At 72.2% G+C, this 21,998-nt stretch carries 23 protein-coding genes, 1 pseudogene and 1 riboswitch; of the genes and pseudogenes, 10 read left to right on the top strand and 14 right to left on the bottom strand.

The features are described 5' to 3' along the window. Positions 1-757: aminotransferase class I/II-fold pyridoxal phosphate-dependent enzyme (locus tag ACVMLK_RS13685; RefSeq protein ID WP_457486692.1), on the bottom strand; the 757-nt coding region annotated here is incomplete at its 3' end. 21 nt (positions 758-778) lie between these two features. Here ACVMLK_RS13685 and cbiB point away from each other — a divergent pair. The 4 genes from cbiB (at position 779) to ggpS (ending at position 5,545) form a co-directional block, all read left to right on the top strand. After that, positions 779-1,771 (top strand): adenosylcobinamide-phosphate synthase CbiB, encoded by a 993-nt coding sequence (cbiB, locus tag ACVMLK_RS13680; protein WP_457486691.1) that lies wholly within the window; start codon positions 779-781, stop codon positions 1,769-1,771. A gap of 380 nt (positions 1,772-2,151) precedes the next feature. Continuing rightward, positions 2,152-3,276, top strand: a complete 1,125-nt coding sequence (locus ACVMLK_RS13675; protein WP_457486690.1) for an NAD(P)H-dependent glycerol-3-phosphate dehydrogenase — start codon at positions 2,152-2,154, stop codon at positions 3,274-3,276. Beyond that, positions 3,273-4,022: an HAD-IIB family hydrolase gene (locus tag ACVMLK_RS13670; protein WP_198367515.1), complete on the top strand. Its 750-nt coding sequence runs from the start codon at positions 3,273-3,275 to the stop codon at positions 4,020-4,022. Before ACVMLK_RS13675 ends, ACVMLK_RS13670 begins: the two co-directional genes overlap by 4 nt. Beyond that, positions 4,019-5,545, top strand: a complete 1,527-nt coding sequence (ggpS, locus tag ACVMLK_RS13665; protein WP_457486689.1) for a glucosylglycerol-phosphate synthase — start codon at positions 4,019-4,021, stop codon at positions 5,543-5,545. Before ACVMLK_RS13670 ends, ggpS begins: the two co-directional genes overlap by 4 nt. A 28-nt stretch (positions 5,546-5,573) precedes the next feature. Here the strand turns inward: ggpS and ACVMLK_RS13660 are convergent, their stop codons facing one another. The 7 genes from ACVMLK_RS13660 to ACVMLK_RS13630 form a co-directional block, all read right to left on the bottom strand. Further along, a complete protein-coding gene (locus ACVMLK_RS13660) occupies positions 5,574-6,329 on the bottom strand; it encodes an aspartate/glutamate racemase family protein (protein ID WP_457486688.1) in 756 nt (251 codons plus the stop codon). 13 nt (positions 6,330-6,342) lie between these two features. Beyond that, a complete protein-coding gene (locus ACVMLK_RS13655; protein WP_457486687.1) occupies positions 6,343-7,377 on the bottom strand; it encodes a transporter substrate-binding domain-containing protein in 1,035 nt (344 codons plus the stop codon). Between the two features lie 70 nt (positions 7,378-7,447). Beyond that, positions 7,448-8,713, bottom strand: coding sequence for an NAD(P)/FAD-dependent oxidoreductase (locus ACVMLK_RS13650; RefSeq protein WP_457486686.1), 1,266 nt, complete (start codon positions 8,711-8,713; stop codon positions 7,448-7,450). Next, a complete protein-coding gene (locus ACVMLK_RS13645) occupies positions 8,710-8,838 on the bottom strand; it encodes a hypothetical protein (protein ID WP_422922017.1) in 129 nt (42 codons plus the stop codon). The genes ACVMLK_RS13650 and ACVMLK_RS13645 overlap by 4 nt, the downstream gene beginning before the upstream one ends. Before the next feature lie 13 nt (positions 8,839-8,851). Beyond that, the gene (locus tag ACVMLK_RS13640) at positions 8,852-9,820 is read right to left on the bottom strand and encodes a D-2-hydroxyacid dehydrogenase (protein ID WP_370592056.1); all 969 of its coding nucleotides are present in this window, start codon (positions 9,818-9,820) and stop codon (positions 8,852-8,854) included. A gap of 34 nt (positions 9,821-9,854) precedes the next feature. Beyond that, complete coding sequence (locus ACVMLK_RS13635; RefSeq protein WP_422922019.1) at positions 9,855-10,562, bottom strand: GntR family transcriptional regulator; 708 nt, start codon at positions 10,560-10,562, stop codon at positions 9,855-9,857. 87 nt (positions 10,563-10,649) lie between these two features. Next, positions 10,650-10,778: a hypothetical protein gene (locus tag ACVMLK_RS13630; protein ID WP_457486685.1), complete on the bottom strand. Its 129-nt coding sequence runs from the start codon at positions 10,776-10,778 to the stop codon at positions 10,650-10,652. A gap of 276 nt (positions 10,779-11,054) precedes the next feature. On the opposite strand from ACVMLK_RS13630, the gene ACVMLK_RS13625 reads away from it, so the two are divergent. Then, positions 11,055-12,638: an ABC transporter substrate-binding protein gene (locus ACVMLK_RS13625; RefSeq protein WP_457486684.1), complete on the top strand. Its 1,584-nt coding sequence runs from the start codon at positions 11,055-11,057 to the stop codon at positions 12,636-12,638. 26 nt (positions 12,639-12,664) lie between these two features. After that, entirely contained in the window at positions 12,665-12,862 is a 198-nt protein-coding gene (locus ACVMLK_RS13620; protein WP_198367522.1) for a hypothetical protein, read from the top strand. Positions 12,863-12,873: 11 nt separating this feature from the next. Here the strand turns inward: ACVMLK_RS13620 and ACVMLK_RS13615 are convergent, their stop codons facing one another. From ACVMLK_RS13615 to cobU, 3 genes are read right to left on the bottom strand one after another with little or no spacing between them, the layout of a single operon-like run. Next, positions 12,874-14,337: a cobyric acid synthase gene (locus tag ACVMLK_RS13615; RefSeq protein ID WP_457486683.1), complete on the bottom strand. Its 1,464-nt coding sequence runs from the start codon at positions 14,335-14,337 to the stop codon at positions 12,874-12,876. Positions 14,338-14,342: 5 nt separating this feature from the next. Further along, positions 14,343-14,951: a cob(I)yrinic acid a,c-diamide adenosyltransferase gene (cobO, locus tag ACVMLK_RS13610; protein WP_198367524.1), complete on the bottom strand. Its 609-nt coding sequence runs from the start codon at positions 14,949-14,951 to the stop codon at positions 14,343-14,345. Between the two features lie 10 nt (positions 14,952-14,961). After that, the gene (gene cobU, locus ACVMLK_RS13605; RefSeq protein ID WP_457486682.1) at positions 14,962-15,471 is read right to left on the bottom strand and encodes a bifunctional adenosylcobinamide kinase/adenosylcobinamide-phosphate guanylyltransferase; all 510 of its coding nucleotides are present in this window, start codon (positions 15,469-15,471) and stop codon (positions 14,962-14,964) included. Between the two features lie 114 nt (positions 15,472-15,585). Here cobU and ACVMLK_RS13600 point away from each other — a divergent pair, with 114 nt between their 5' ends. Beyond that, positions 15,586-15,828, top strand: a complete 243-nt coding sequence (locus ACVMLK_RS13600) for a DUF3297 family protein (RefSeq protein ID WP_198367526.1) — start codon at positions 15,586-15,588, stop codon at positions 15,826-15,828. A gap of 131 nt (positions 15,829-15,959) precedes the next feature. Here the strand turns inward: ACVMLK_RS13600 and ACVMLK_RS13595 are convergent, their stop codons facing one another. From ACVMLK_RS13595 to proV, 3 genes are all read right to left on the bottom strand, one after another. Then, positions 15,960-16,841 carry a glycine betaine ABC transporter substrate-binding protein gene (locus ACVMLK_RS13595; RefSeq protein WP_457486681.1) on the bottom strand — a complete coding sequence of 294 codons (882 nt, stop codon included), beginning with the start codon at positions 16,839-16,841 and terminating at the stop codon, positions 15,960-15,962. Positions 16,842-16,914: 73 nt separating this feature from the next. Then, on the bottom strand, positions 16,915-17,826 hold the full coding sequence (locus ACVMLK_RS13590) for an ABC transporter permease (RefSeq protein WP_457486680.1): 912 nt from the start codon (positions 17,824-17,826) through the stop codon (positions 16,915-16,917). Between the two features lie 15 nt (positions 17,827-17,841). Continuing rightward, on the bottom strand, positions 17,842-19,050 hold the full coding sequence (gene proV, locus ACVMLK_RS13585) for a glycine betaine/L-proline ABC transporter ATP-binding protein ProV (protein WP_457486693.1): 1,209 nt from the start codon (positions 19,048-19,050) through the stop codon (positions 17,842-17,844). Between the two features lie 590 nt (positions 19,051-19,640). Then, positions 19,641-19,868: riboswitch (cobalamin riboswitch) on the top strand. Between the two features lie 134 nt (positions 19,869-20,002). On the opposite strand from proV, the gene ACVMLK_RS13580 reads away from it, so the two are divergent. The 3 genes and pseudogenes from ACVMLK_RS13580 to ACVMLK_RS13570 all read left to right on the top strand — a co-directional run. Next, positions 20,003-20,404, top strand: a complete 402-nt coding sequence (locus ACVMLK_RS13580) for a DUF1636 family protein (RefSeq protein ID WP_198367529.1) — start codon at positions 20,003-20,005, stop codon at positions 20,402-20,404. Beyond that, positions 20,401-21,432, top strand: coding sequence for a cobalamin biosynthesis protein CobW (gene cobW / locus ACVMLK_RS13575; protein WP_457486679.1), 1,032 nt, complete (start codon positions 20,401-20,403; stop codon positions 21,430-21,432). Before ACVMLK_RS13580 ends, cobW begins: the two co-directional genes overlap by 4 nt. A 93-nt stretch (positions 21,433-21,525) precedes the next feature. Further along, positions 21,526-21,998 (top strand): annotated as a pseudogene (locus ACVMLK_RS13570) (cobaltochelatase subunit CobN); the annotation flags it as partial.

The following is a 21,998-nucleotide window of genomic DNA, read 5'->3' as shown; positions in this document are numbered from 1 at the left end:
CGGCCGCCCGGCGCCAGGCCGCGTCCGGCAGGGCCGCCCGCCCGATCGCCAGCGCCGGGCCCGACACCGCCCAGGGGCCGAGCGCCGCGCGGATCGCCATCGCCCGTTCGGGCGCGGCCAGGGCGAAGCCCAGTCGCAGCCCGGCCAGCCCGTAGCTCTTGCCGAAGGACCGCAGCAGGATCAGCGCTGGGTGCGGCAGCAGCGCGGCGGCCGGCTCCGCCTCGCCGGGCTCCAGGTCGGCGAAGGCCTCGTCCACCACCAGCAGCCCGCCCCGCTCCGCCATGCGGTCGGCCAGGGCCCACAGGGCGGCGCGCGGCAGGCGGCGACCATCGGGGTTGTTGGGATTGCAAAGCAGGGCCGCGCCGCCGCCCGCCAGCGCGGCGGCCTCCTCGACCTCCTCGACCACCGTGCCGGCGGCGCGCCAGCAGGCGGCGTGCTCGGCATAGGTCGGCCCGAGGACGCGCAGCCGGGGTTGCGGGAACAGTCGCGGCAGCAGCTGGATCAGCAGCTGCGTGCCCGGCGCCGCCGCGACCATCGCGGGGTCGGCGGCGCCATAGGCCGCGGCGGCCACGGCCCGCAGCGCCGCCTCGGCCTCCGGCTCGGGCAGGCGCGTGAAGGCCGTGGGCGGCAGGGGCGGCAGCGGCCAGGGGACGGGGTTGATCCCGGTCGAGAGATCCAGGAAGGGCTCCGGCGCGCCGGGAAAGCGCCGCCGCGCCGCGTCCAGCCGCCCGCCATGTTCCAAGCCATCCCGCGTCATGTTAGCCCCCCTTCCCGCGCCATGATCCTTCCCCCGCCCCCCGACTCGCTGCTGATCCTGGCCGGGGCGCTGCTCGCCGAGGCGGCTCTCGGCTACCCCAGGCCGCTCTTCGCCGCCATCCGCCATCCGGTGGTCTGGATGGGCGCGCTGATCGGCGGGCTGGACCGCCGGCTCAACCGGGAGGACCTGTCCTTCCGCCGCCGGCGCCGCCGCGGCGTGCTGGCGGTGGGCCTGCTGCTCCTGGCCTGCGGCCTTCCGGCCCTGCTGCTGCAGGCGGCGATCCTGGCCGGGCTGCCGAAGCCGGCGGCGCTCGGCCTGCTGGCCCTGCTCGCCGCCAGCCTGCCGGCCCAGCGCAGCCTGCACCAGCATGTGCTGGCGGTGGCCGAGGGGCTGGAGGACGGCGGCCTGGAGGGCGGACGGGCCGCGGTCGCCATGATCGTCGGCCGCAACCCCGAGACGCTGGACGAGGCGGGGGTCTGCCGCGCCGCCATCGAGAGCCTGGCGGAGAACTTCTCCGACGGGGTGGTGGCGCCCGCCTTCTGGCGGGGCGCCGGGGGCCTGCCGGGCGCCGTGCTCTACAAGGCGGTGAACACGGCGGACAGCATGATCGGCCATCGCTCGCCCCGACACGAGGCGTTCGGCTGGGCCGCGGCGCGGCTCGACGACGGGGTGAACCTTCCCGCCTCCCGCCTCGCCGCGCTCTGGCTCGTCCTGGCCGCCTGGCTCTCCCCCGGCTTCGACGCGGCGGGCGCCTGGCGGGCGGTGCGCCGGGATGCCGGCCGCCACCGCTCGCCCAATGCCGGCTGGCCGGAGGCCGCGATGGCCGGCGCGCTGGGCCTGCGCCTCGCCGGACCGCGCGTCTATGGCACGGAGCGGGTCGAGGACGCCTGGATGGGCGAGGGACGCGCCCGGGCCGGGGTGGAGGACCTGCGGCGGGCCCTCCTGCTGTACCGCCGGGCCTGCAAGCTGCAGCTCCTGGCGGTACTGGGGATGGTTGCCCTGCTGGTGGGATGACTCATGCAGCAGAGACCTCGCCATTTATTCGAAGTAAATACCAACAAACAAACGCCATTACCCTAGAAATCATGTCATGTAACAATCAGAAATTTCGAAATTCCGTCACCTCGTCTGCATTGCACCGCACCAAGTCAGAGATTTGACGGGATCATGCTGAAGAGTTCTTTGCTGTATATTTCAAGTAATAGCCAAATTATACGCGTTCAGTTCATGAATTTTGGCATTCATGCCCGAATTTTCTTGAAATCGGGCAACGGATGCAACAAGTTTGCCGCTCCGCAACATCGAGCGAGTGACCATCCATAGCGGCCGTGTGCCGCCTCACCCGATCCTGTCCATCGCGGCGCCATGCCGCCCCAGCAATGGAGGGCCCATCCGTGGACGCCAACGGAGCCGCCATGCCGAGTGTCGATCTTCATGAACCGCTGCCCTATGCGCGCGTCACCGTCATCGGCGGCGGGGCCTGGGGCAGCGCCCTGGCGCTGACCGCGCACCGCGCCGGCCGCCACACCAGCCTCTGGGTCCGCGAGGCCGATGCCGTGGCCGAGATCGCCAGCACCCGCCGCAACCCCTTCCTCCCCGACCATCCCCTGCCGCGCGACCTCCGCGTCACCGGCGCGCTGTCCGACGCCCTCGACGGCGCCGGGATGGCGATCCTCGTCATCCCCTCCCAGCATCTGCGCGCCGTCGCCGCCCGCGTCGAGGCGCTGCTGCCCGAGGGCGTGCCGGTGGTGGTCTGCGCCAAGGGCGTCGAGGCTGATACCGGCGCGCTGATGACCCAGGTCATCGCCGAGGAGATGCCGGGGCGGCCGCAGGCCGTGCTGTCCGGCCCCTCCTTCGCCGCCGAGGTGGCGGAGAACCAGCCGACCGCCGTGACCATTGCCGCTCCCGCCGGCCCCGGCCTGTTCAGCGGCGACCACCTGGCCGCCCGCGTCGCCGTGACGCTGGCCAGCGAGACCTTCCGCCCCTACCTCTCGGACGACCCGGTCGGCGTCGAGGTCAGCGGCGCGGTGAAGAATGTGCTGGCCGTCGCCTCCGGCATCATCGCGGGGCGCGGCATGGGCTCGAACCCGCGCGCCGCCCTGCTGGCCCGCGGCCTGGCCGAGATCAGCCGCCTCAGCGTGGCCCTCGGCGGCCGCGCCGAGACGGTGCTGGGCCTCTCCGGCGCCGGCGACGTGATGCTGACCTGCTCCTCCGAGCAGTCGCGCAACTTCTCCTTCGGCAAGGCGCTGGGCGAGGGTCATGCCCCGGCGAAGGGCCGCGCGGTGGTCGAGGGCGTGGCCAATGCCCGCTCGGTCCTGGCGCTCGCCCAGCGCCTCGGCGTGCCGATGCCGATCTGCGAGGCGGTGGACCGCATCGTCCATCACGGCCTCCCGATCGACCGCGCCATCGCCGCCCTGCTGACCGGCCCGCTGCGCGCCGAGCCGCGCGCGCTGGAGCACCGCGCCAGCATCGCCCATCCGGCCATCGCCGTGCCGCGCGCGGAGCGCGTCTTCGCATGAGGCCGGTCGCGGGGACCATCAACCTGGTGCTGGCGACCGACCTCGACGGCACTTTCCTGGGCGGCAGCGAGGCGGAGCGCCGCGCGCTCTACGAGGAGCTGCGCGCCCGTGACGACGCGCTGCTGATCTTCGTCACCGGCCGCGACCGCGACTTCCTGCGCCGCCTGGTGGAGCAGCCCGGCATGCCGCGCCCGCACTATGTCATCGGCGATGTCGGCACCTCGGTCTTCGACGGCGCCGACTTCGCGCCGATCGCCACGCTCGAGGCCGAGATCGTGGCGCGCTGGGACGATGCCGGCGACCGCGTGCGCGCCCTGCTGGCGGGGGAGCCCGGGCTGGAGCTGCAGCCCACGCCCTTCCGTCACCGCGTCAGCTACTACTACGATCCGGCCCGGCTGCGGGCGGAGACGGTGGCCAGGATCGAGGCCGCCGGCTTCGACTGCATCACCTCGGCCGACACCTTCCTCGACGTGCTGCCGCGCGGCATCGCCAAGGGCCCGACCCTGCTGCGGCTGGTGCAGGCGCTCGGCCTGCCCGCCGGCCGCGTGCTGGCGGCGGGGGACACGATGAACGACCTGTCGCTGTTCGAGACCGGGCTGAAGGCCGTGGCCGTCGGCAATTCCGAGCCGCGCCTGCGCGCCGCCCTGCCCGAAACGCCCCAGGTGTACCGCGCCCGCGGCCATGGCGCCGCCGGCATCGCCGAGGCCATCCGGCACTTCAACCTGCTTCCGGAGGTGGTGGCATGACCCAGACGAAGTCCTCTCTCCTCATCGTCTATCATCGCCAGCCCTACGAGGAGGTGGTGGTCGAGGGACGCACCGAGTTCCGCCCCAACCGCAGCCCGAACGGCATCGTTCCGACGCTGAAGTCCTTCTTCCGCCGCACCGATCCCGGCGCCGGCGCCTGGGTCGCCTGGAAGCTCGCCAAGCCCGGCGAGAGCTTCGAGCGCGTCGTGCACATCGACGACGTGAACGGCGGCTACGAGGTCTCGCGCCTGCCGCTGACGGCGGAGGAGGTGGAGAGCTTCTATCACGTCACCTCCAAGGAGGCGCTGTGGCCGGTGCTGCACTCCTTCCCCTGGCTGTTCAGCTACGACAACGTGGACTGGGACACCTTCCGCGCGGTGAACCGCAAGTTCGCCGAGGCGGCGGCGGCGCAGGCGGCGGATGACGCCGTCATCTGGATCCACGACTACAATCTCTGGCTGGTGCCGGCCTATCTGCGCGCGCTGAAGCCGAAGGCGCGCATCGCCTTCTATCACCACACCCCCTTCCCGGCGGCGGATGTCTTCAACATCCTGCCCTGGCGGCAGGAGATCCTGGACAGCCTGCTGTGCTGCGACCAGGTGGGCTTCCACATCCCGCGCTACGCCCGCAACTTCGCCGAGCTGGCGCGCAGCGGCGCGGGGGCCGAGATCACCGAGACCCGCCCGGTCGATCCCGCCTTCGGCGCCATGGGCCAGGCGCTTTCGGAGCCGGACATGCCGGTGCGGCTGCGTGCCGGCGGCCGCGACGTGGCGCTCGATTCCGCCCCCGTCGGCACCGACGCCGGGCTGATCCGCGAGGTGGTGCGCCGGCCCGAGAGCCGCGCCCTGCAGGCGGAGATCCGCGAGGGCCTGGGCGGCCGCCGCATGATCATGGCGGTCGGCCGCACCGACTACACCAAGGGCATGGTCGAATCCCTGCAATCCTTCGAGCGGCTGCTGGAGCGCCGGCCGGGGCTGATCGGCGAGGTCAAGCTGGTCGTCACCTCGGTGCGCGCGGCGACGGCGATGAAGATCTATGACAGCACCCAGCGCGACATCGAGGCACTGGTCGGCCGCATCAACGGCCGCTTCTCCAAGCTCGACTGGACGCCGGTGGTGCTGTTCAGCAACTCGATCCCCTTCGAGACGCTGCTCTCCTACTACCACGAGGCGGATATCTGCCTGACCACGCCGCTGCGCGACGGGCTGAACCTGGTGGCCAAGGAGTATGTCGCCGCCAAGGACCGCACGGCGGGCGCGCTGGTGCTCTCGGAGTTCGCCGGCTGCGCCGTGGAACTGCCGGATGCGGTGCTGACCAATCCCTATTCCCGGCGCAACCTCGACCGCGCGCTGGACGAGGCGCTGGACATGCCGGAGGCGGAGGCGGTGAGGCGCATGCGGCGCATGGACGATGCCGTGCACGGCTGCGACATCGCCTGCTGGGCGGACCATGTCTTCGCCGGCTTCGGCAGGCTCGGCCTGCCCGATCCGGCCGCGCGGGCCCTGCCCGTCGCGGCGGAGTGACGCGTCCGGGCGCCGGACCGCCGCGCGATCAGCGCGGCGCGAAGGCGCGCGGCCGGAGGCCCGCGTGGAAGTAGGTGATCATCGAGTAGATGTCATAGACCGGCAGGCCCAGCTCCTGCCGCAGGGCCGCGGCATAGGGCGGCATGTTGGTGCATTCCAGCACGATGGCGCCGACCTCCGGATGCCGGGCGACGAGACGGCGGCCGGCATCGAGGATGTCCTGCTCGGCCAGGTCCACATCCATGTCGTCCTTCTCGGCCCGGATCAGCACGCGGAAGAACTCGCGGCCGCTCTCCGTCCCCTCGCGCGGGATGTCGGACGGGACGCCCGCCGCCTCCAGATGACGCGGCGTCAGCGTCGAGCCACTGACGGTGACGAGGCCGACGCGCTTCCCCGGCGGCAGCATGGCCTGCACCCAGGGCACCTGCATCAGGCTGCTGGTGGCCACCGGCACGCCGACATGCGCCGCCAGCTCCTTCTGGAACAGCGAGAGGAAGCCGCAATTGGTGGTGATGGCCTCGGCGCCCTGGCACACCAGTTCCTCGGCCGCGTCGAGGAAGTCCTGCAACAGGCCGGGGGCGCCGTCCAGCACCACCTTCTCCGGGCTGGCGCCGCGCACGACGCGGTAGAGAACGGGGAAGGGCCAGGTGGTGCCATTGCCCATGTCGCCCGGGATGCGCGGGAAGCGCGCCTCCAGCATGAGAATGCCGAGGGGGGCGCCATAGATGGCCTTGCCGCCCCGGGCGATGCCCCGCCGGGCGGCGGGGGTGCTGTCGTTGCTCATAGGTGCTGTGTCCTCAGCGGATCGGCGGCGAATACTGCAGCCCGCCGGCGGTATGGAGCTGGTTCTTGCCGCGCGGGAGGCCCATCGGCGCCACGTGGCGCTCCCAGATCTCGGCGTAGTTGCCGACGGCGCGCAGGATCCGCACCGCCCAGTCGGGCGAGAGGCCGAGCATGGTGCCGAAGTCGCCGCTCTGGCCGAGCAGGCGCTGCACGTCGGGGCGCGTGTCCTGCATCGCGGCGTCGAGCGTCTGTCGGGTGATGCCGAACTCCTCGCCCAGGTGCAGCACGTTCTGGGTCCAGCGCACGACGTCGTAGAAGCGATCATCGCCCTTGCGGACCACGGGGCCGAGCGGCTCCTTGCTGATCAGCTCGGGCAGCACGACGAAGTCCCGCGCGCGGTCGCCGAGGCCGGCGCGGAAGGCCGCCAGGGTCGAGGTGCCGACGGTGAAGGCGTCGCAGCGCCCGCCGATCATGGCGTTGCGGATTTCCTCCACGCTCTCGATCACCACGGGGTTGAGCTTCATGTTGCTGGCGCGGAAGAAGTCGGCCAGGTTCTTCTCGGTCGTGGTGCCGGGCTGCACGCAGACGCTGGCGCCGTCCAGCTCCCTGATGGAGGAGACGCCGAGCTTCCGCGAGACCAGGAAGCCCTGGCCGTCATAGAACAGCACACCGGTGAACAGCAGGCCGAGCGAGGCCTCGCGCGGCATGGTCCAGGTGGTGTTGGAGGAGAGGATGTCGATCTCGCCCGACTGCAGCGCCGTCAGCCGGTTGGCATAGGTGGTGGTGACATAGCGCACCTTGGCCGGATCACCGAGGATGGCCGCGCCCAGCGCCTTGCAGAAGTCGATGTAGAGGCCGCTGTACTCCCCCCGCGCGTCCAGCTCGGCGAAGCCCGGCAGGTCGGCGGAGGTGCCGCAGACCAGCGATCCGCGGGCGCGGATGGCGTCGATCGTGGCGGAGCCGCTCGGCTGTTGCGCCGCGGCCGGGGTGCCGGCCAGCCCGGCCAGGGCCGCGAGGCCGGCGAAAGCGGAAAGCAGGAGGCGTCGCATCAGGGCAGTCTTCCTCGTCTCGGATGGTCGGAGCCGCCGGGCGCGGCGTCCCCGGTCGTTCGTGCGCGCCTCAGCGGAAGCGCGTCGGCGCGAAGGGCGCGATGGGGATCTCCGGCGCCCGGCCGGAGAGCAGCTGGGCCACGATCCGCCCGGTGCGCGGGCCGGCCACCAGCCCGACATGCCCATGGCCGAAGGCATGCACCACATCCGGCGTGGCGCTGGCGGGGCCGAGGCAGGGCATGCCGTCCGGCATGCTGGGTCGATGCCCCATCCAGACACTGACCCGCTCGGCCGGGAAGGGATCGGGCAGGTCGGGGAAGGATTTCAGCAGGTGGTCGCGCAGGATCTCGGCGCGCTTCCAGTTCGGCGCCGCCGCCAGGCCGGCGATCTCCACCTGGCCGGCCGCGCGCAGCCCGTCGCGCATCGGGTTCACCACCATCCGGGCGGCCGAGAGGCTCATCGAATGGCGCGGACCGATATTCGTGCCCCGCAGCATGACATGGTAGCCCCGCTCGGTCTCCAGCGGCACGCGGTCCCCCGCCTGGGCGGCCAGCGCCACCGAATGCGCGCCGCAGCAGATCGCCGCCGCCTCGCAGTCGAGCTGCGAACCATCGGCCAGCGCGACGCCGCGCAGGCGCCCGCCCTCGATGCGCAGGCCGCGCGCCGCGACGGGGCGCAGCGTGGCACCCTCGCGCTGCGCCTGCGCCACCAGGGCGGCGACATAGGCGCCGGGATCGAGGCAGCGCCCCGCCTCCTCCACCAGCACGCCAAAGCCATAGGCCGGATCGAGATCCGGCTCGACGGCCCGCAGCGCCTCGCCCTCCAGCTCGCGCCAGTCGATGCCCACCTGCCGCCGGATGCGCCAGCCCATCGCCTCGGCCTCGAAGCCGGCGCGCGTGTGGAAGGCGTGGATCAGCCCCTTCCGCTCCACCAGCTCCGGCACCCCCGCCTCCCGCGCCAGGGCCTCGTGCAGCAGCGGCGAATCCTTCAGCAGCGGCCGCAGCGCCTGGGCGATCCGGAGCAGCTTCGCCTCGCTCGCACCGGCGCTGAGATAGCGCAGGAGCCAGGGCAGCACCTTCGGGAAGTAGCTCCAGCGGATCGCGAGCGGCCCCAGCGGATCGGAGAGGAAACCCGGCACCTTCCGCCACAGGCCGGGCAGGCTGGGCGGCAGCACCGAATGCGAGGAGAACCAGCCGGCATTGCCGAAGCTCGCCGCCTGCTCGCCGCCCGGCCGACCCGGATCGAGCAGGGTGACGCGATGGCCGGCGCGCAGCAGCGCGAGGGCGCTGCAGGCGCCCTCGATGCCGGCGCCGATGACCGCGACGTGCCGGCTCACAGCGGCGCCCCCTCCGGCATGTCACGCCCGACGGACAGCGCCCGCGGGTCGAGGAAGCGGTGCGGCATGGCTACCCTGCCGGAGGCGCCGGCATGGCCACAGGCGCGGCGGTCGGTCCCGTTCATCCCCTTCGCCGCCTCAGACGATCTGGTTGCGCAGCGTGGCCTCGCCGCGCCGCAGCCGGTCGAGATTCTCCATCAGGATGTCGATCACATTGTCCTCGTAACGCTGCGTCTCGCCGGCGCTGTGCGGCGTGATGAAGACGTTCGGCAGGTCCCAGAGCGGCGAGGCCTCCGGCAGGGGCTCCTCCACCACCACGTCCAGCGCGGCGCCGGCGAGACGGCCCTCGGTCAGCGCCGCGCTCAGCGCCGCCTCGTCCACCACCTTGCCGCGCGCCACGTTCACCAGCCGCGCGGTGGGCTTCATCGCCGCCAGCGCCTCGGCGCCGATCAGGCCGGTGGTCTCGGGCGTCAGCGGGCAGGTCAGCGCCACGACGTCGGCCTGCGGCAGCCACTGGTGCAGGGCCGAGATGGCATGCACCTCGTCCGCCCCCTCGGCGCCCGCCGCCGGATCGCGCCGCAGGCCGATCACGCGCATGCCGAAGGCCTTGGCCAGCCGCGCCAGCCGGCCGCCGATGCGGCCGAGACCCACCACCAGCAGCGTCTTGCCGCCCAGCTCGTCCTCGCGCCGGGCGATCTCGCCGATCATGCCGCGCCAGTGGCGCTTCGCCTGGTTGTCGCGCGCCTGCGGCAGCAGTCGCGCCATGGCCAGGATCAGCGACATGGCATGCTCGGAGACGGCATTGGCGTTGACGCCCTGGGCGCTGGCCAGCCGCACGCCATGGGCGCGGAAGGCCGCCTGGTCGTACTGGTCGACGCCGGCGCTGATCGACTGCACGAAGCGCAGCCTCGGCGCCCGCTCCAGCAGCGCGTTGTTCCACAGGCCCGAGACGACGACGACATCCGCCTCTCCCACCCGGGCCGCCAGCTCCTCCCTCGACCAGGCCTGGATGGCGCGGATGCCGCTTCCCCGGGCCTCGAAGCGGTCCTGGATCTGGTAGGCGGCATGGGCGAAGAGGACGGTCAGGTCGTCGGGCTTGTCGAACACGCGGTGGTCTCCGGTCGGATGCGGAAAGGGGGCGTCAGGCGGCGTCGCCCAGCACATGGGCGGCCAGGGCATTGCCGGTGTAGATCTCGCCATAGCCGATGCGGATCACCTCGGTGATCTGGTCCAGGCGGCGGTTGATGTGGCGCCGCATCAGCGCGCCCGCGGCGGCGCCGTCCCGCGCGATCAGATGCCGGATGATCGCCAGATGCTCGCTCTGGGTGCCGGTGCGGCGGTCCTGCATGTCGATCCAGCGCAGGAAGCGCACGCGCTCGTTGATGCCGCGGATGGCGCGGATGAACTCGTCATTGCCCGAGAGGGCGGCCAGGCGCTCGTGGAACTGCTCGTCCAGGCGCAGCAGGCGCAGCGCCTGCGCGTCCTCGTCCGGCGCGTCGCGGCTCTGCAGGGCGAAGGCCTCGAGCTCGCGGAGCGCGGCATCGGAGGCCCGCTCGCAGGCCAGGGCCAGGCTGCCCACCTCGACGGTCGCGCGGAACTCGTAGAGATGCAGCACATCGGCCGGCGCCAGGGTCTTGAGGCGGTAGCCCTTGTTCAGGGTGGCCACCAGGAAGCCCTCGGAGGCCAGGCGGTTCAGCGCCTCGCGCAGCGGCGTGCGGCTGACCCCGAGCCGGCGCGCCAGCTCCACCTCATTGATCCGCTCCCCGGGCGAGAGGCGGTAGGTGCAGACCATGGCCTTGACCTGCTCGTAGACACGATCGGCGGAGCGGGGCGGAAGATCCGGGGCCATGAGGGCGAGCTTATCCCTCGTGCGGGCAGAAGTGAATACACCTCTGCATCACGGCGCCCACCCCCCGGCGCGGACAGTTCTCCAGCGTCAGGATTTCGTGGCGATCAGGGGCGAGGGGCCCTCGGGCCCATTCCCTGGCGGCGCCAGACCCAGCAGGTGGAGGACCAGCAGGCATGCGGCGACCGCCAGACCGGCGCGCAACAGCAAAGACATCATGTTCGGTCCCTCAGGGCGGCCAATGCCGTCCCCACGCTGGGGAATGCGCCTCGCCCCGACGGGGCATAATACCAATTCCTGATCGTTATATAGAGAGTTCCTTCCATGCCCTCTTCTCCGCCGGCTTCTCCGCCAGCGGTTGGCCATCCAACATCCATCGATGAAGAGCCGCAGATCAAGGCCACGCATTGTCCTTAGCAATATATTTTGTGGAATTATTGACACACTAGAACTCATCGTTATTAATCCTTCGCGCCACACCGGGAAGGAGCCGCCATGCCTGATCGCCACCGACCCGCCCATGCCCTCTGGCAAGGCGCCCTGCTGTGCTTGGGCGTGGCCTGCGGGGCCCAGGCGCAGGATCTCACCATCGGCGTCGCCAACCCCGTCGCCTCGATCGATCCGCACATCTCGAACACCACCTCGAACTTCGCCCTCACCGGCCATCTGTTCGAGGCCCTGGTGCGGCGCGACGCGAAGCTGAACCTGCGGCCGGGCCTCGCCGAGAGCTGGGAGGCGGTTTCCGACCGCGTCTGGGAGTTCCGCCTGCGCCGCGGCGTCACCTGGCACGACGGCCGCCCCTTCACCGCCGAGGATGTGGCCTTCACCATCGCGCGCGTGCCGACCATCCCGACCGGCGGCGGCTTCTCCTATGCGGTGCGGTCGATCCAGCGCGTCGAGGTCGTGGACGCCCATACCCTCCGCCTGCACACCGAACGGCCCAACCCACTGCTGCCGAACGATTTCGCCAGTGTGCAGATCGTCGCCCGCCACGCCGTCGACGGCGGGCAGCCGGAGCAGTTCAACAGCGGCCGGGCGGCCATCGGCACCGGGCCGTACCGCTTCGCCGGCTTCAGTCCAGGCCAGGGCGCCCGCTTCACCCGCAATGAGGCCTACTGGGATGGGAAGGAGCCCTGGGCGCGCGTCGACTACCGCTTCCTGCCCAATGACGGCGCGCGCAGCGCCGCCATCCTGGCTGGCGACGTGGATGTCATCGACCAAGTGCTGGCCAACGACCTGGCACGCCTGCGGCGCGAGGCGCGGCTGCGCATCAGCGAGACGCCCGGCGTGCGCGTGATCTACCTGCAGCCCGACTTCTCGCGCCAGGGCGAGGTGCCGACGGTGACCGACCACCAGGGCCGGCCGCTGGAGAGGAACCCGTTCCTCGACCTCCGCGTGCGCCGTGCCCTGGATCTCGCCATCGACCGCGAGGCGCTGGCCGGCCGCGTGATGGAAGGCGCCGCCGTCCCGACCGCGCAATGGCTGCCGGAAGGCACCTATTCCCACAACCCCGAGGTCAAGGTCGGCCACGCCGATCCTGCGGCGGCGAAGCGCCTCCTCGCCGAGGCCGGCTTTCCTGAGGGGTTTCGCCTGACGCTCTCCACCCCGAACGACCGCTATCCCGGGGATGCCAAAAGCGCGCAGGCGGTCGCGCAGTTCTGGACACGCATCGGCGTGCGGACCGAAGTGGAGGCACTGCCCTGGTCCAGCTACCTGACGCGCGGCCGCAACCAGGACTTCGCCTTCCGGCTCGGCGGCTGGGGCAGTTCGACGGGCGAGGCCAGCTACCTGCTGCGCAATGTCGTCGGTACCTATGACCGCGAGAAGGGCTGGGGCTCGCCCAACTTCAGCCGCTACAGCAATCCGGAGCTCGATGCACTGACCGAACGCGCCATCACCACGATGGACGATGCCGCGCGCGAGAGGCTGCTGCGGGAGGCCGTGGCGCTGGAGGCGCGGGAGCTCGGCATCCTGCCCCTCTTCCTGCTGCAGAATGCCTGGGCCACGCGCCAGAGCCTGATCTACGAGGCCCGCGCCGACGAGCAGACCCTCGCCACCGCCGTCCGCCCTCTCCCCTGACGCCGCACCGCCCAAGGAGCATGCCCATGCCCGACCTTTCCCTGGCAACCGCCCCGCAGGCCCTTCCGCTCCCCGCGCCCGGCGCAGCCGTGCGGCGCCTGCTCGCCCGCGCCAGGACCGCCCTCGCCCTGTTGCCACGGCTCGCCGCGCCGGCCACGCCCCGGGCCGGGCTGGCCCCGGCGGGGCCGCCGGAATGCGGCGTCTTCCACGACGGGATCCTCTGACCGCGCCCTGCCTACCGCGCCAGGGCCAGCAGCGCGCCGAGATCCATCGTCGCCTCCAGATGGCGTGCCAGCGCGTCCAGCACCGCCTCCACCTCGGCCTCGTGGTCCCGCGCCGCCGCCGCGTGGCCGAGGCGGGCGAGCCAGGCCCGGCGCTGCGCGTCGGCCTGGAAGAAGCCGTGCACATAGGTGCCGGCGACACGCCCATCGGGGGAGGCGGCGCCCTCCTCGCGGCCATCGGCCAGGCGCAGCAGCGGCCGCGCCGCATCGGCCCCCGCGGTCCGGCCGAGATGCATCTCGTAGCCGGCGAAGGGCAGGCCATCGGCGAGGCTGACACCCGTGGCCGGCGCGAGCCGTTTCTCCCCCGACAGCACCGTCTCGACATCGAGCAGGCCGAGGCCCTCGACCGCGCCGGCCGGCCCCTCGATCCCCTGCGGATCGGCGATGCGGCGGCCGAGCATCTGGTAGCCGCCGCAGAGGCCCAGCACCCGCCCGCCCCGCCGCCGATGCGCCAGGATGTCGATGTCCCAGCCCTCGGCCCGCAGCGCGGCGAGATCGGCGATGGTGGCCTTGGAGCCAGGCAGGATGACGAGATCCGTCTCGCCCGGCAAGGCCTCGCCCGGGCGCAGCAGGCGGAGATCGACGCCGGGCTCGGCGGCGAGCGGGTCGAGGTCGTCGAAATTGGCGATGCGCGGCAGCACCGGCACGGCGATGCGGCAGGGTGCGCCGGGGCGGCGCGGCAGATGCGTGGCGAGGTCCATCGCGTCCTCGGCCGGCAGGCGGCGGGCGGCGTCGAAGAAGGGCACGAGGCCGAGCGGCGCCCAGCCGGTGCGCGCGGCGATCTGCGCCATGCCCTCCGCGAAGAGGGTCGGGTCGCCGCGCATGCGGTTGACGATGAAGCCGCGCACCAGCGCCGCGTCGTCGGGCGGCAGCACCGCATGGGTGCCGACCAGGGCCGCGATGACGCCGCCACGATCGATGTCGCCCACCACGACGACCGGCGTGCCCGTCGCCCGCGCGAAGCCCATATTGGCGATGTCGCCCTTGCGCAGGTTGATCTCGGAGGCGCTGCCGGCGCCCTCCACCAGCACCAGCTCGGCCCCGGCCCGCAGCCGCGCGAAGCTGTCCAGCACGAAGGGCATCAGCGCGGGCTTCATCGCCTGGTACTCACGCGCCCGCGCCGTCGCATGGATGCGGCCCCGCACCACCACCTGCGCGCCGGTCTCGCTCTGCGGCTTCAGCAGCACGGGGTTCATGTGCACGCTGGGCGCGACGCCGGCGGCCCGCGCCTGCAGCGCCTGGGCGCGGCCGATCTCGCCCCCCTCCGCCGTCACCGCCGCGTTGTTCGACATGTTCTGCGGCTTGAACGGCCGCACGGCGAGGCCGCGCCGGGCGTAGGCCCGCGCCAGCCCCGCCACCAGCAGCGACTTGCCGACGGAGGAGCCGGTCCCCTGCAGCATCAGCGCGCGGGCGGCCATGGCGCTCAGAACTCGATGCCGGACTGTGCCTTCACCCCGGCGGCGAAGTGGTGCTTCAGCGGCTTCATCTCGGTGACCATGTCGGCGGCCTCGATCAGCTCGGGCGGCGCGTTGCGGCCGGTGACGACGACGTGCAGGCCCTCCGGCCGCGCCGCCAGCCCCGCAAGCACCTCCGCCACGTCGAGATAGCCGTAGCGCAGCGCGATGCAGAGCTCGTCCAGGATCAGCAGGCCGAGATCGCCGCGCGCCATCATCTCCTGCGCGCGGGCCCAGGCCCGGCGGCAGGCGGCGATGTCGCGCGCCCTGTCCTGCGTCTCCCAGGTGAAGCCCTCGCCCATGCTGTGCCATTCCAGCATGGCATAGGCCTCCAGCACGCCGCGCTCGCCGGTGGACCAGGCGCCCTTGATGAACTGCACCACGCCGACGCGCCGCTCGCGCCCCAGCATGCGCAGCGCCAGGCCGAAGGCGGCGGTGGACTTGCCCTTGCCGGCGCCGGTGTGGAGCATCAGCAGCCCCTTCTCGACGGTCTTGGAAGCCACCTCGGCATCCTGCACCGCCTTGCGCCGCGCCATCTTCTCGCGGTGGCGCGCGGCCTCCTCGTCGTCCTGCGTCATGTCGTCCTCCTCACGCCTCGCCCTTCAGCACCATCGGCAGGCCGGCCGCGACGAAATGCACCGACCCCGCCCGTTCCGCCATCCGCTGGTTCAGCAGCCCCGCCTGGTCGCGGAAGGCGCGGGCCAGGGCGTTGTCGGGCACGATGCCGAGCCCGACCTCGCTCGCCACCAGCACGGTGGCCGCCCGGCGCCGCGCCAGCGCCGACTCCAGCGCCTGGATGGCGCTCTCCACGTCATGCTGCCCCAGCATCAGGTTGGTCAGCCAGAGCGTCAGACAGTCCACCAGGGCCGGGCGCAGCGCATGGCGGTCCAGCGCCCCGGGCAGGTCGAGCGGCACGTTCACGGTGGCCCAGCCGGCGGCGCGGCGGGCGCGGTGCGCCTCGATGCGGGCGCGCATCTCCTCGTCCCAGGCCTCGGCGGTGGCGAGGTAGGACCAGGGGGCGGGGTGGCGCGCGATCAGCGCCTCCGCGTGGCGGGACTTGCCCGAGCGGGCGCCGCCGAGGACCAGGGTGAAGCTCATGGCCAGAGGGTTAGCGAAGCCCGGCGGCGCTGGCGAGGGGGAGAGCGGCGGTTGGCCTCGGCGCCCGGCTTGGCTATCACCCGCCGGACCACGACATTGCGACGGGAGCCGCCGATGACCGACACTCCGCCCGACCGACTCTCCGCCGATCCGGCGAGCCCCTTCTACGACGCGGCCCTGCTGGAGCGCGGCATCGGCGTGCGCTTCAAGGGCGTCGAGAAAAACAATGTCGAGGAATACTGCGTCAGCGAGGGCTGGGTGCGGCTCTCGGTCGGCAAGTCGCTGGACCGCAGGGGCAAGCCGATGACCATGAAGCTGCAGGGCACGGTCGAGCCCTATTTCCGCGACGCCGGCTGAGGCCGCGGGGCGCGCCGGAGCGCCCCTTCCCCTCCCCGCCGGCGCCCCGGCCCGCCCGGGACGCGTGGCGGGAGGGGACGGCGCACCGGGGAAGGGCCGGCGCCCCTCCCGCCGGGAAGGCGCGCCGCCGCTCAGGCCGGCAGCCAGCCCTTCACGCGCTCGCCCTGCTCCGCGATGTACTGGGACACGGCGGTGTCGAAGTCCTTCTCCTGCGCCAGCAGCATGGACCGCTCCAGCTCGTCCAGCGGCAGGTTCAGGCGGGAGAGGAAGGCTGCGACCTTGGGGACCGCCTCGGTGAGGCCGGGCCGGCCGAGGGCCAGAACCTGCTCCTCGCCGCCCAGCGCCTGCTTCGGGTCCGCCAGGTAGCGCAGCTCGTACTTGCCGAACATCCAGTGCGGGCTCCAGGCCGTGGCGACGATCCAACGCTCGCCCCGGATGCTGCGGTCCAGCATGCTGAGCATGGCGGCCTCGCTCGATTCCTGCAGCGTGTAGTCGAGCTCGTAGGCCTTCACGGCCTCCTGCGACAGGCGCGTCAGGCCGGCACCGGGCTCGATGCCCTGGACGCGGCCGCCGAGCCTGCCGCGCACCTCGGGCTTCGCCAGATCGGCAATCGAGGCGAGCTCGGCCTCCGGCACATACTTCGGCACCACCCAGCCCAGCTTGGCGCCGGTGTAGAGCGTGCCGAGCTTCTCCACCTTCCCCTCGACGCGCTTGAAGTAGTCGGCATGGGTCTGCGGCAGCCAGCACATCAGCATGGCATCGACATCGCCGCGCGTGATGCCCTGGTAGAGCGGCGCCACGTCGGTCTGCACCAGCTCGACCTTGTGGCCCAGCCGGTCCTCGATCAGCCGGGCGGCGAGGCGAGTGATGAACTCCGCGTCTGCCCAGGGGGCGAAGCCCAGCTTGATGGTGGCGCCCGACTGGGCGCGCGCGGGGCGGGCCAGGCTCATCGGCAGGGCGGCGGCACCGAGGCCGGCGGACAGGGTCAGGAAGGCGCGCTTGTTCAGCAGCATTCTGGCGTTCTTTCTTCTCTGTTGCGGATTTGCGGAATGGCGGAGGTGGGCCGCCGGTGCGGCCCCGCCGGTCTCAGCCGCGGGTGGCCGGCGCCGCGGCGGGCGCCTCCGAACGGCCGGCGAAGAGCTGGCGCAGGCTGAAGCCCAAACCCTTCCGGCCCTCCTGCTGGCCGAAGCTCTGCGTGATGCGGTCGAGCAGCACGGCGAGCACGACGACGGCCAGGCCACCCTCGAAGCCGGTGCCGACATCGAGCCGCTGGATGCCGGTGAGCACGGTGTTGCCGAGGCCACCGGCGCCGATCATCGAGGCGATGACGACCATCGACAGCGACAGCATGATGGTCTGGTTGATGCCGGCCATGATCGAGGGCAGCGCGTTCGGGATCTGCACCTTCCAGAGCAGCTGCGAGGGGGTGCAGCCGAAGGCGAGACCGGCCTCGATGAACTCCGCATGCACCTGGCGGATGCCGAGGTTGGTCAGGCGCACCACCGGCGGCATGGCGAAGATGACGGTCGCGATGGTGCCCGGCACGGCGCCGAGGCCGAAGAACATGGCGGCCGGGATCAGGTAGACGAAGGCCGGCATGGTCTGCATCAGGTCGAGCGTCGGGCGCAGCAGCATCTGCCCGAGCCCGCTGCGCGCCATGGCGATGCCGAGGGGGACGCCCATGACGATGGCGATGACGGTCGCCGCCAGCACCAGGCCGAGCGTCTCCATCATCCGGTCCCACAGCCCCATGCCGGTGATCAGCAGCAGCGCCGCGACGGCGAAGACGGCGAACCTCCAGCCCACGCGCCACAGCGCCAGCAGCGCGATGATCGCGATCATCGCCGGGGCCGGCAGCAGATGCAGCCCGGACTGGATGCCGCCGGTGACGAAGCCGATGACGGCCGCGATGGCGTCCAGCGCGGGGGTGAAGTGGTCGAGCACATAGTTGACGACGGCATCGGCACCCTCGCCGATGCGCAGATCCATACCCTGCATGATCTCTCCTCCCCCTCAGTTGCCGGACCGGTCGAGCGTGCTGAGCAGCGCCGACTTGCTGATGGAGCCGAGGTAGCGGCGGCTCTCGTCCACCACCGGCACCGGGAAGGGGCTTTGCGCCACGCGGCCCATCACGTCGGACAGGGTCTCGGCGGCGGCGATGGGCTCCACCTCCGGCAGGAAGGCGCGGTGATAGGGGTCCGCCCCGCCGTCACGCGCCGCGCGGGCGAGGGATTCGGCGCTGACCATGCCGTGGTAGCGCTTGTCCCGCCCGACGATGATGGCGACGTCGCGGTCGTGCCGGCGCATCCGCTCCAGCGCCGCATGCACCGCCATGCCGCGCCGGTCGATCAGCGTCACCTGCGTCTCGCGCGCGATGTCGCCGGCGCGGAAGACCTGCGACACATCCACGTTGCGGAAGAAGGAGCGGACATAGTCGTTGGCCGGGTTGGTCACGATCTCGTCCGGCGTGCCGACCTGCACGACATTGCCGTGCTGCATGATGGCGATGCGGTCGCCGATGCGCATGGCCTCGTCGAGATCGTGGCTGACGAAGATGATGGTGCGGCTCTGCTCGGACTGCAGACGCAGCAGCTCGTCCTGCATCTCGGTGCGGATCAACGGATCGAGCGCCGAGAAGGCCTCGTCCATCAGCAGCACGCTGGGCTCGCTCGCCAGAGCGCGGGCGAGGCCGACGCGCTGCTTCATGCCGCCCGAGAGCTGGTCCGGCCGGCTCTCGGCATAGGCGGCGAGGCCGACGCCCTCCAGCGCCGCCATGGCCTTGCGCCGCCGCTCCGCCTCGCCAATGCCGGCCACCTCCAGCCCGAAGGCCGCGTTGTCGATCACCGTGCGGTTGGGCAGCAGGGCGAAGGACTGGAAGACCATGCTCATGTCGCGGCGGCGCAGCTCAATCAGCTCGCGCTTCGACATCTTCGTGATGTCCTGGCCGTCGATGAGGATCTCGCCGGCCGAGGGTTCGATCAGCCGGTTCAGCAGCCGCAGCAGGGTGGATTTGCCGGAGCCGGAGAGGCCCATGATGACGAAGATCTCGCCGGCATGGATGTCGAAGCTGGCGTCGTTGACGCCGAGGGTGCAGCCGGTCTCGGCCTTGATGGTGTCCTTGTCGCGGCCCTGCCGCACCATGCGGAGCGCGGCGTCGGAATCGTCGCCGAACACCTTGTAGACATGCCGGAGGGCGATCTTCACCGGGGCCTGCTCGGCCATCGGGTCGGTGGTGGCCCCGCCGGGCCGGTCGGCCGGGATCGCCGCCGGGGGTGACGGGGGGGTCTGCGCTGGATTGTCCATGTGTCTGCCTTGCGGTCTGCCCTCCGCCGGGCGGGGGCGGACACCTCCATGATCGGTTCCAAGGGGTGGCGGCCACGAGGGGCCAGGCCCGGCCAGTTTCAGCCGCGCCGCCCCGAAAATGACACAATTCTGTGCCGCCACATCTATTGGCGGGGAAACCTAATACAGCCTTGTCTCAGAGTCTACCGAAAATCGCATTTCCGGCCGCGCCGCCGAATGGATTACCGCGATAACGCCGCCCTGGTGATATAGACCCTTCGTGATTTCTTTCGAAATCTCCCTATTCAAGTAATTTACACTTTATCCCTATTACGTATTGCCCCGCTTGTTCCATTCCCGAAGTCATGGGAACTTCGCGGCCAAGCTGCGCCCGGAGGCGGGCCGGATCGAATTGTGTCTTTCGCCCGGGGCTGACCCGTTGTGGCGGCGGCGTCGCGGTTTCAGCCGGGGGGGGGGGGGGGGGGGGGGGGGGGGGGGGGCGGCCGCCCCCCCCCCCCCCCCCCCCCCGCCTAGGAGACGGCCAGATGGTCTCCCGCCATCGGCGGCTGCCGGGGCGGGGGTGAAAAGGGAATGCGGTGCGGGCTCCCCGGGGCCCCAGGCCGCGGCTGCCCCCGCAACTGTAGGCGGAGAGCGGCCCGCCGACATGCCACTGGCCGCGCCGCGAGGGGTGGCCGGGAAGGCCGGCGGGGCGCGCCCGATCCGTGAGCCAGGAGACCTGCCATCCCCATCGGATCGTGCCACCGGGCGGGGTGCCCCGGCGGGCGGCGATGTGTCCGGGGGTTCCGTCCTCCCGGCGCCTCGACCCGGTCGCCGCATGGCGCCGGGCGGTCGGCACTCCGTGACCGCCTCGCGACGGAGGACCGCCGTGCCGATGATCGAGCCGAACCGGGAGCCGCCCACGCTGCTGGTCTGCGTCACCTGCCGCGCCGACCGGCCGCTCGCCGAGGGTGAGACGCCGCCCGGCCGCCGGCTGCACGACGCCGTGGCGGCGGCGCTGGCCGCCCATCCCGCGCCGCCGGTCGCGCTGCGCCCCGTCACCTGCCTGGCCGTCTGCGAGCGCGGCTGCGCCGCCGCCATGACCGCGCCGGGCAAGTGGAGCTATCTGCTCGGCCATCTGGAGGCGGGGCAGGCCGCCGACCTGCTGGCCTATGGCGCCACCTACGCCGCCCATCCCAGCGGCGCCGTGCTGCCCTCCCGCCGCCCCGAATCGCTGCGCCGCGCCGTGCTCGGCCGGCTGCCCTCCCTCCTTCCCGCCCCGGAGTCCGCCGCATGAGCACGCTGGAGAAGACCCCCGCCACCATCGTCACCGGCTTCCTCGGCGCCGGGAAGACGACGCTGCTGCGCCAGGTGATGGCGCAGGCGGAGGGGCGGCGCATCGCCATCATCGTCAACGAGTTCGGCGCGCTCGGCATCGATGGGGAGACGCTGAAGAGCTGCGGCATCCCGGGCTGCGCCGAGGAGAACATCGTCGAGCTGGCCAATGGCTGCCTCTGCTGCACCGTGGCCGACGACTTCATCCCGACCATGCAGGCACTGCTCGACCGGCCGGAGCCGCCGGAGCACATCCTGATCGAGACCTCCGGCCTCGCCCTGCCGAAGCCGCTGATCAAGGCCTTCAACTGGCCCGGCATCCGCTCCCGCGTCACCGTCGATGGCGTGATCACCGTGGTCGACGGCCCCGCCGTGGCCGAGGGCCGCTTCGCCGACGACCCCGCGGCGGTCGCGGCGCAGCGCGCGGCCGACCCGTCGCTCGATCACGACAACCCGCTGGCCGAGGTCTACGAGGACCAGCTCGCCAGCGCCGACCTCGTGGTGCTGAACAAGGCCGACCTGCTGGATGCCGCCGTGCTGGAGCGGCTGACCGGCGAGATCGCCGCCGGCCTGCCGCGCGCCGTCAAGGTGGTGCCGGCCCGGGAGGGGGCGCTGGATGCGGCGCTGCTGCTCGGCCTCGGCGCCGCGGCCGAGGACGACCTCGCCGCCCGCCCCTCGCACCACGATGCCGAGGACGGCGCGCACGAGCATGACGACTTCGACAGCTTCGTCATCGTCCTGCCCGAGATCGCGGAGGCGGACGCGCTGGTGGCGCGCCTGCGGCGGGCGGCCGAGGCGCATGACGTGCTGCGGATGAAGGGCTTCGTGCGCCTGGCGGGCAAGCCGATGCGGCTGGTCGTGCAGGGCGTCGGCACCCGCTTCCGGCAGGAGTTCGACCGCCCCTGGCCGGACGACCGCGACGGCCATGTCGTCATCATCGGCCGCAGCGGGATGGACCAGGACGGCATCGCCCGGATCATCCTGGGCTGAGCACCCGCGGGGAGGCGGCCTTGGGGATGACCACCGGTCCGGCCCTCCCCAGATGCGGATGGATCGCCTGAACCTCGGGAGCGCCCCGGCACCGTGCATCTCCTCCCCCGCGAGACCCGATCCCTGGACGAGGCCGAGGCCGCCATCGACCTCGGCCAGAGCCCGGCCGAGCTGGTGCTGCTCTCCTTCACCGACAGCGACCTCGCCGCCGCCGCCGCGGCCTGGGACAGCCTGCCCGCCCCGCGCCCCTCGCTGCGGCTGGCCAGCCTGGCCCGGCTGCGCCACCCGCTCTCGGTCGATCTCTATGCCGAGAGCGTGCTGGAGCGGGCGCGCTGCATCGTCATCCGCCTGCTCGGCGGGCTGGACTACTGGCGCTACGGCGCCGAGGAGGTGGCGGCGCTCTGCCGCGCCCGCGGCATCCCGCTGGCCCTGCTGCCGGGGGATGGGCGGGCGGATGCGCGGCTCGACGCCCTCTCCACCCTGGCGGCGCCGCTGCGGACGCGGCTGGACGCGCTGCTGCGCGCCGGCGGCCCGGCCAACCATGCCGCCGCCCTGCGCCTCGCCGC

The sequence above is a fragment of the Teichococcus aerofrigidensis genome (assembly GCF_054073225.1).
This window is presented reverse-complemented; position numbering and strand designations above follow the sequence as displayed.

Excerpts from the sequence above, each read along its gene's own strand:
- cobO (WP_198367524.1), bottom strand. The coding sequence starts at position 14,951 with ATGACGCAGGACGACGAGGAGGCCGCGCGCCACCGCGAGAAGATGGCG.
- ACVMLK_RS13630 (WP_457486685.1), bottom strand. The coding sequence starts at position 10,778 with ATGATGTCTTTGCTGTTGCGCGCCGGTCTGGCGGTCGCCGCATGCCTG.
- ACVMLK_RS13660 (WP_457486688.1), bottom strand. The coding sequence starts at position 6,329 with ATGAGCAACGACAGCACCCCCGCCGCCCGGCGGGGCATCGCCCGGGGC.
- proV (WP_457486693.1), bottom strand. The coding sequence starts at position 19,050 with ATGGCCGAGCAGGCCCCGGTGAAGATCGCCCTCCGGCATGTCTACAAG.
- cobW (WP_457486679.1), top strand. The coding sequence starts at position 20,401 with ATGAGCACGCTGGAGAAGACCCCCGCCACCATCGTCACCGGCTTCCTC.
- ACVMLK_RS13620 (WP_198367522.1), top strand. The coding sequence starts at position 12,665 with ATGCCCGACCTTTCCCTGGCAACCGCCCCGCAGGCCCTTCCGCTCCCC.
- ACVMLK_RS13670 (WP_198367515.1), top strand. The coding sequence starts at position 3,273 with ATGAGGCCGGTCGCGGGGACCATCAACCTGGTGCTGGCGACCGACCTC.
- ACVMLK_RS13635 (WP_422922019.1), bottom strand. The coding sequence starts at position 10,562 with ATGGCCCCGGATCTTCCGCCCCGCTCCGCCGATCGTGTCTACGAGCAG.
- ggpS (WP_457486689.1), top strand. The coding sequence starts at position 4,019 with ATGACCCAGACGAAGTCCTCTCTCCTCATCGTCTATCATCGCCAGCCC.
- ACVMLK_RS13580 (WP_198367529.1), top strand. The coding sequence starts at position 20,003 with ATGATCGAGCCGAACCGGGAGCCGCCCACGCTGCTGGTCTGCGTCACC.
- ACVMLK_RS13595 (WP_457486681.1), bottom strand. The coding sequence starts at position 16,841 with ATGCTGCTGAACAAGCGCGCCTTCCTGACCCTGTCCGCCGGCCTCGGT.
- ACVMLK_RS13625 (WP_457486684.1), top strand. The coding sequence starts at position 11,055 with ATGCCTGATCGCCACCGACCCGCCCATGCCCTCTGGCAAGGCGCCCTG.
- cbiB (WP_457486691.1), top strand. The coding sequence starts at position 779 with ATGATCCTTCCCCCGCCCCCCGACTCGCTGCTGATCCTGGCCGGGGCG.
- ACVMLK_RS13590 (WP_457486680.1), bottom strand. The coding sequence starts at position 17,826 with ATGCAGGGTATGGATCTGCGCATCGGCGAGGGTGCCGATGCCGTCGTC.
- ACVMLK_RS13645 (WP_422922017.1), bottom strand. The coding sequence starts at position 8,838 with ATGAACGGGACCGACCGCCGCGCCTGTGGCCATGCCGGCGCCTCCGGC.
- ACVMLK_RS13615 (WP_457486683.1), bottom strand. The coding sequence starts at position 14,337 with ATGGCCGCCCGCGCGCTGATGCTGCAGGGGACCGGCTCCTCCGTCGGC.
- cobU (WP_457486682.1), bottom strand. The coding sequence starts at position 15,471 with ATGAGCTTCACCCTGGTCCTCGGCGGCGCCCGCTCGGGCAAGTCCCGC.
- ACVMLK_RS13655 (WP_457486687.1), bottom strand. The coding sequence starts at position 7,377 with ATGCGACGCCTCCTGCTTTCCGCTTTCGCCGGCCTCGCGGCCCTGGCC.
- ACVMLK_RS13600 (WP_198367526.1), top strand. The coding sequence starts at position 15,586 with ATGACCGACACTCCGCCCGACCGACTCTCCGCCGATCCGGCGAGCCCC.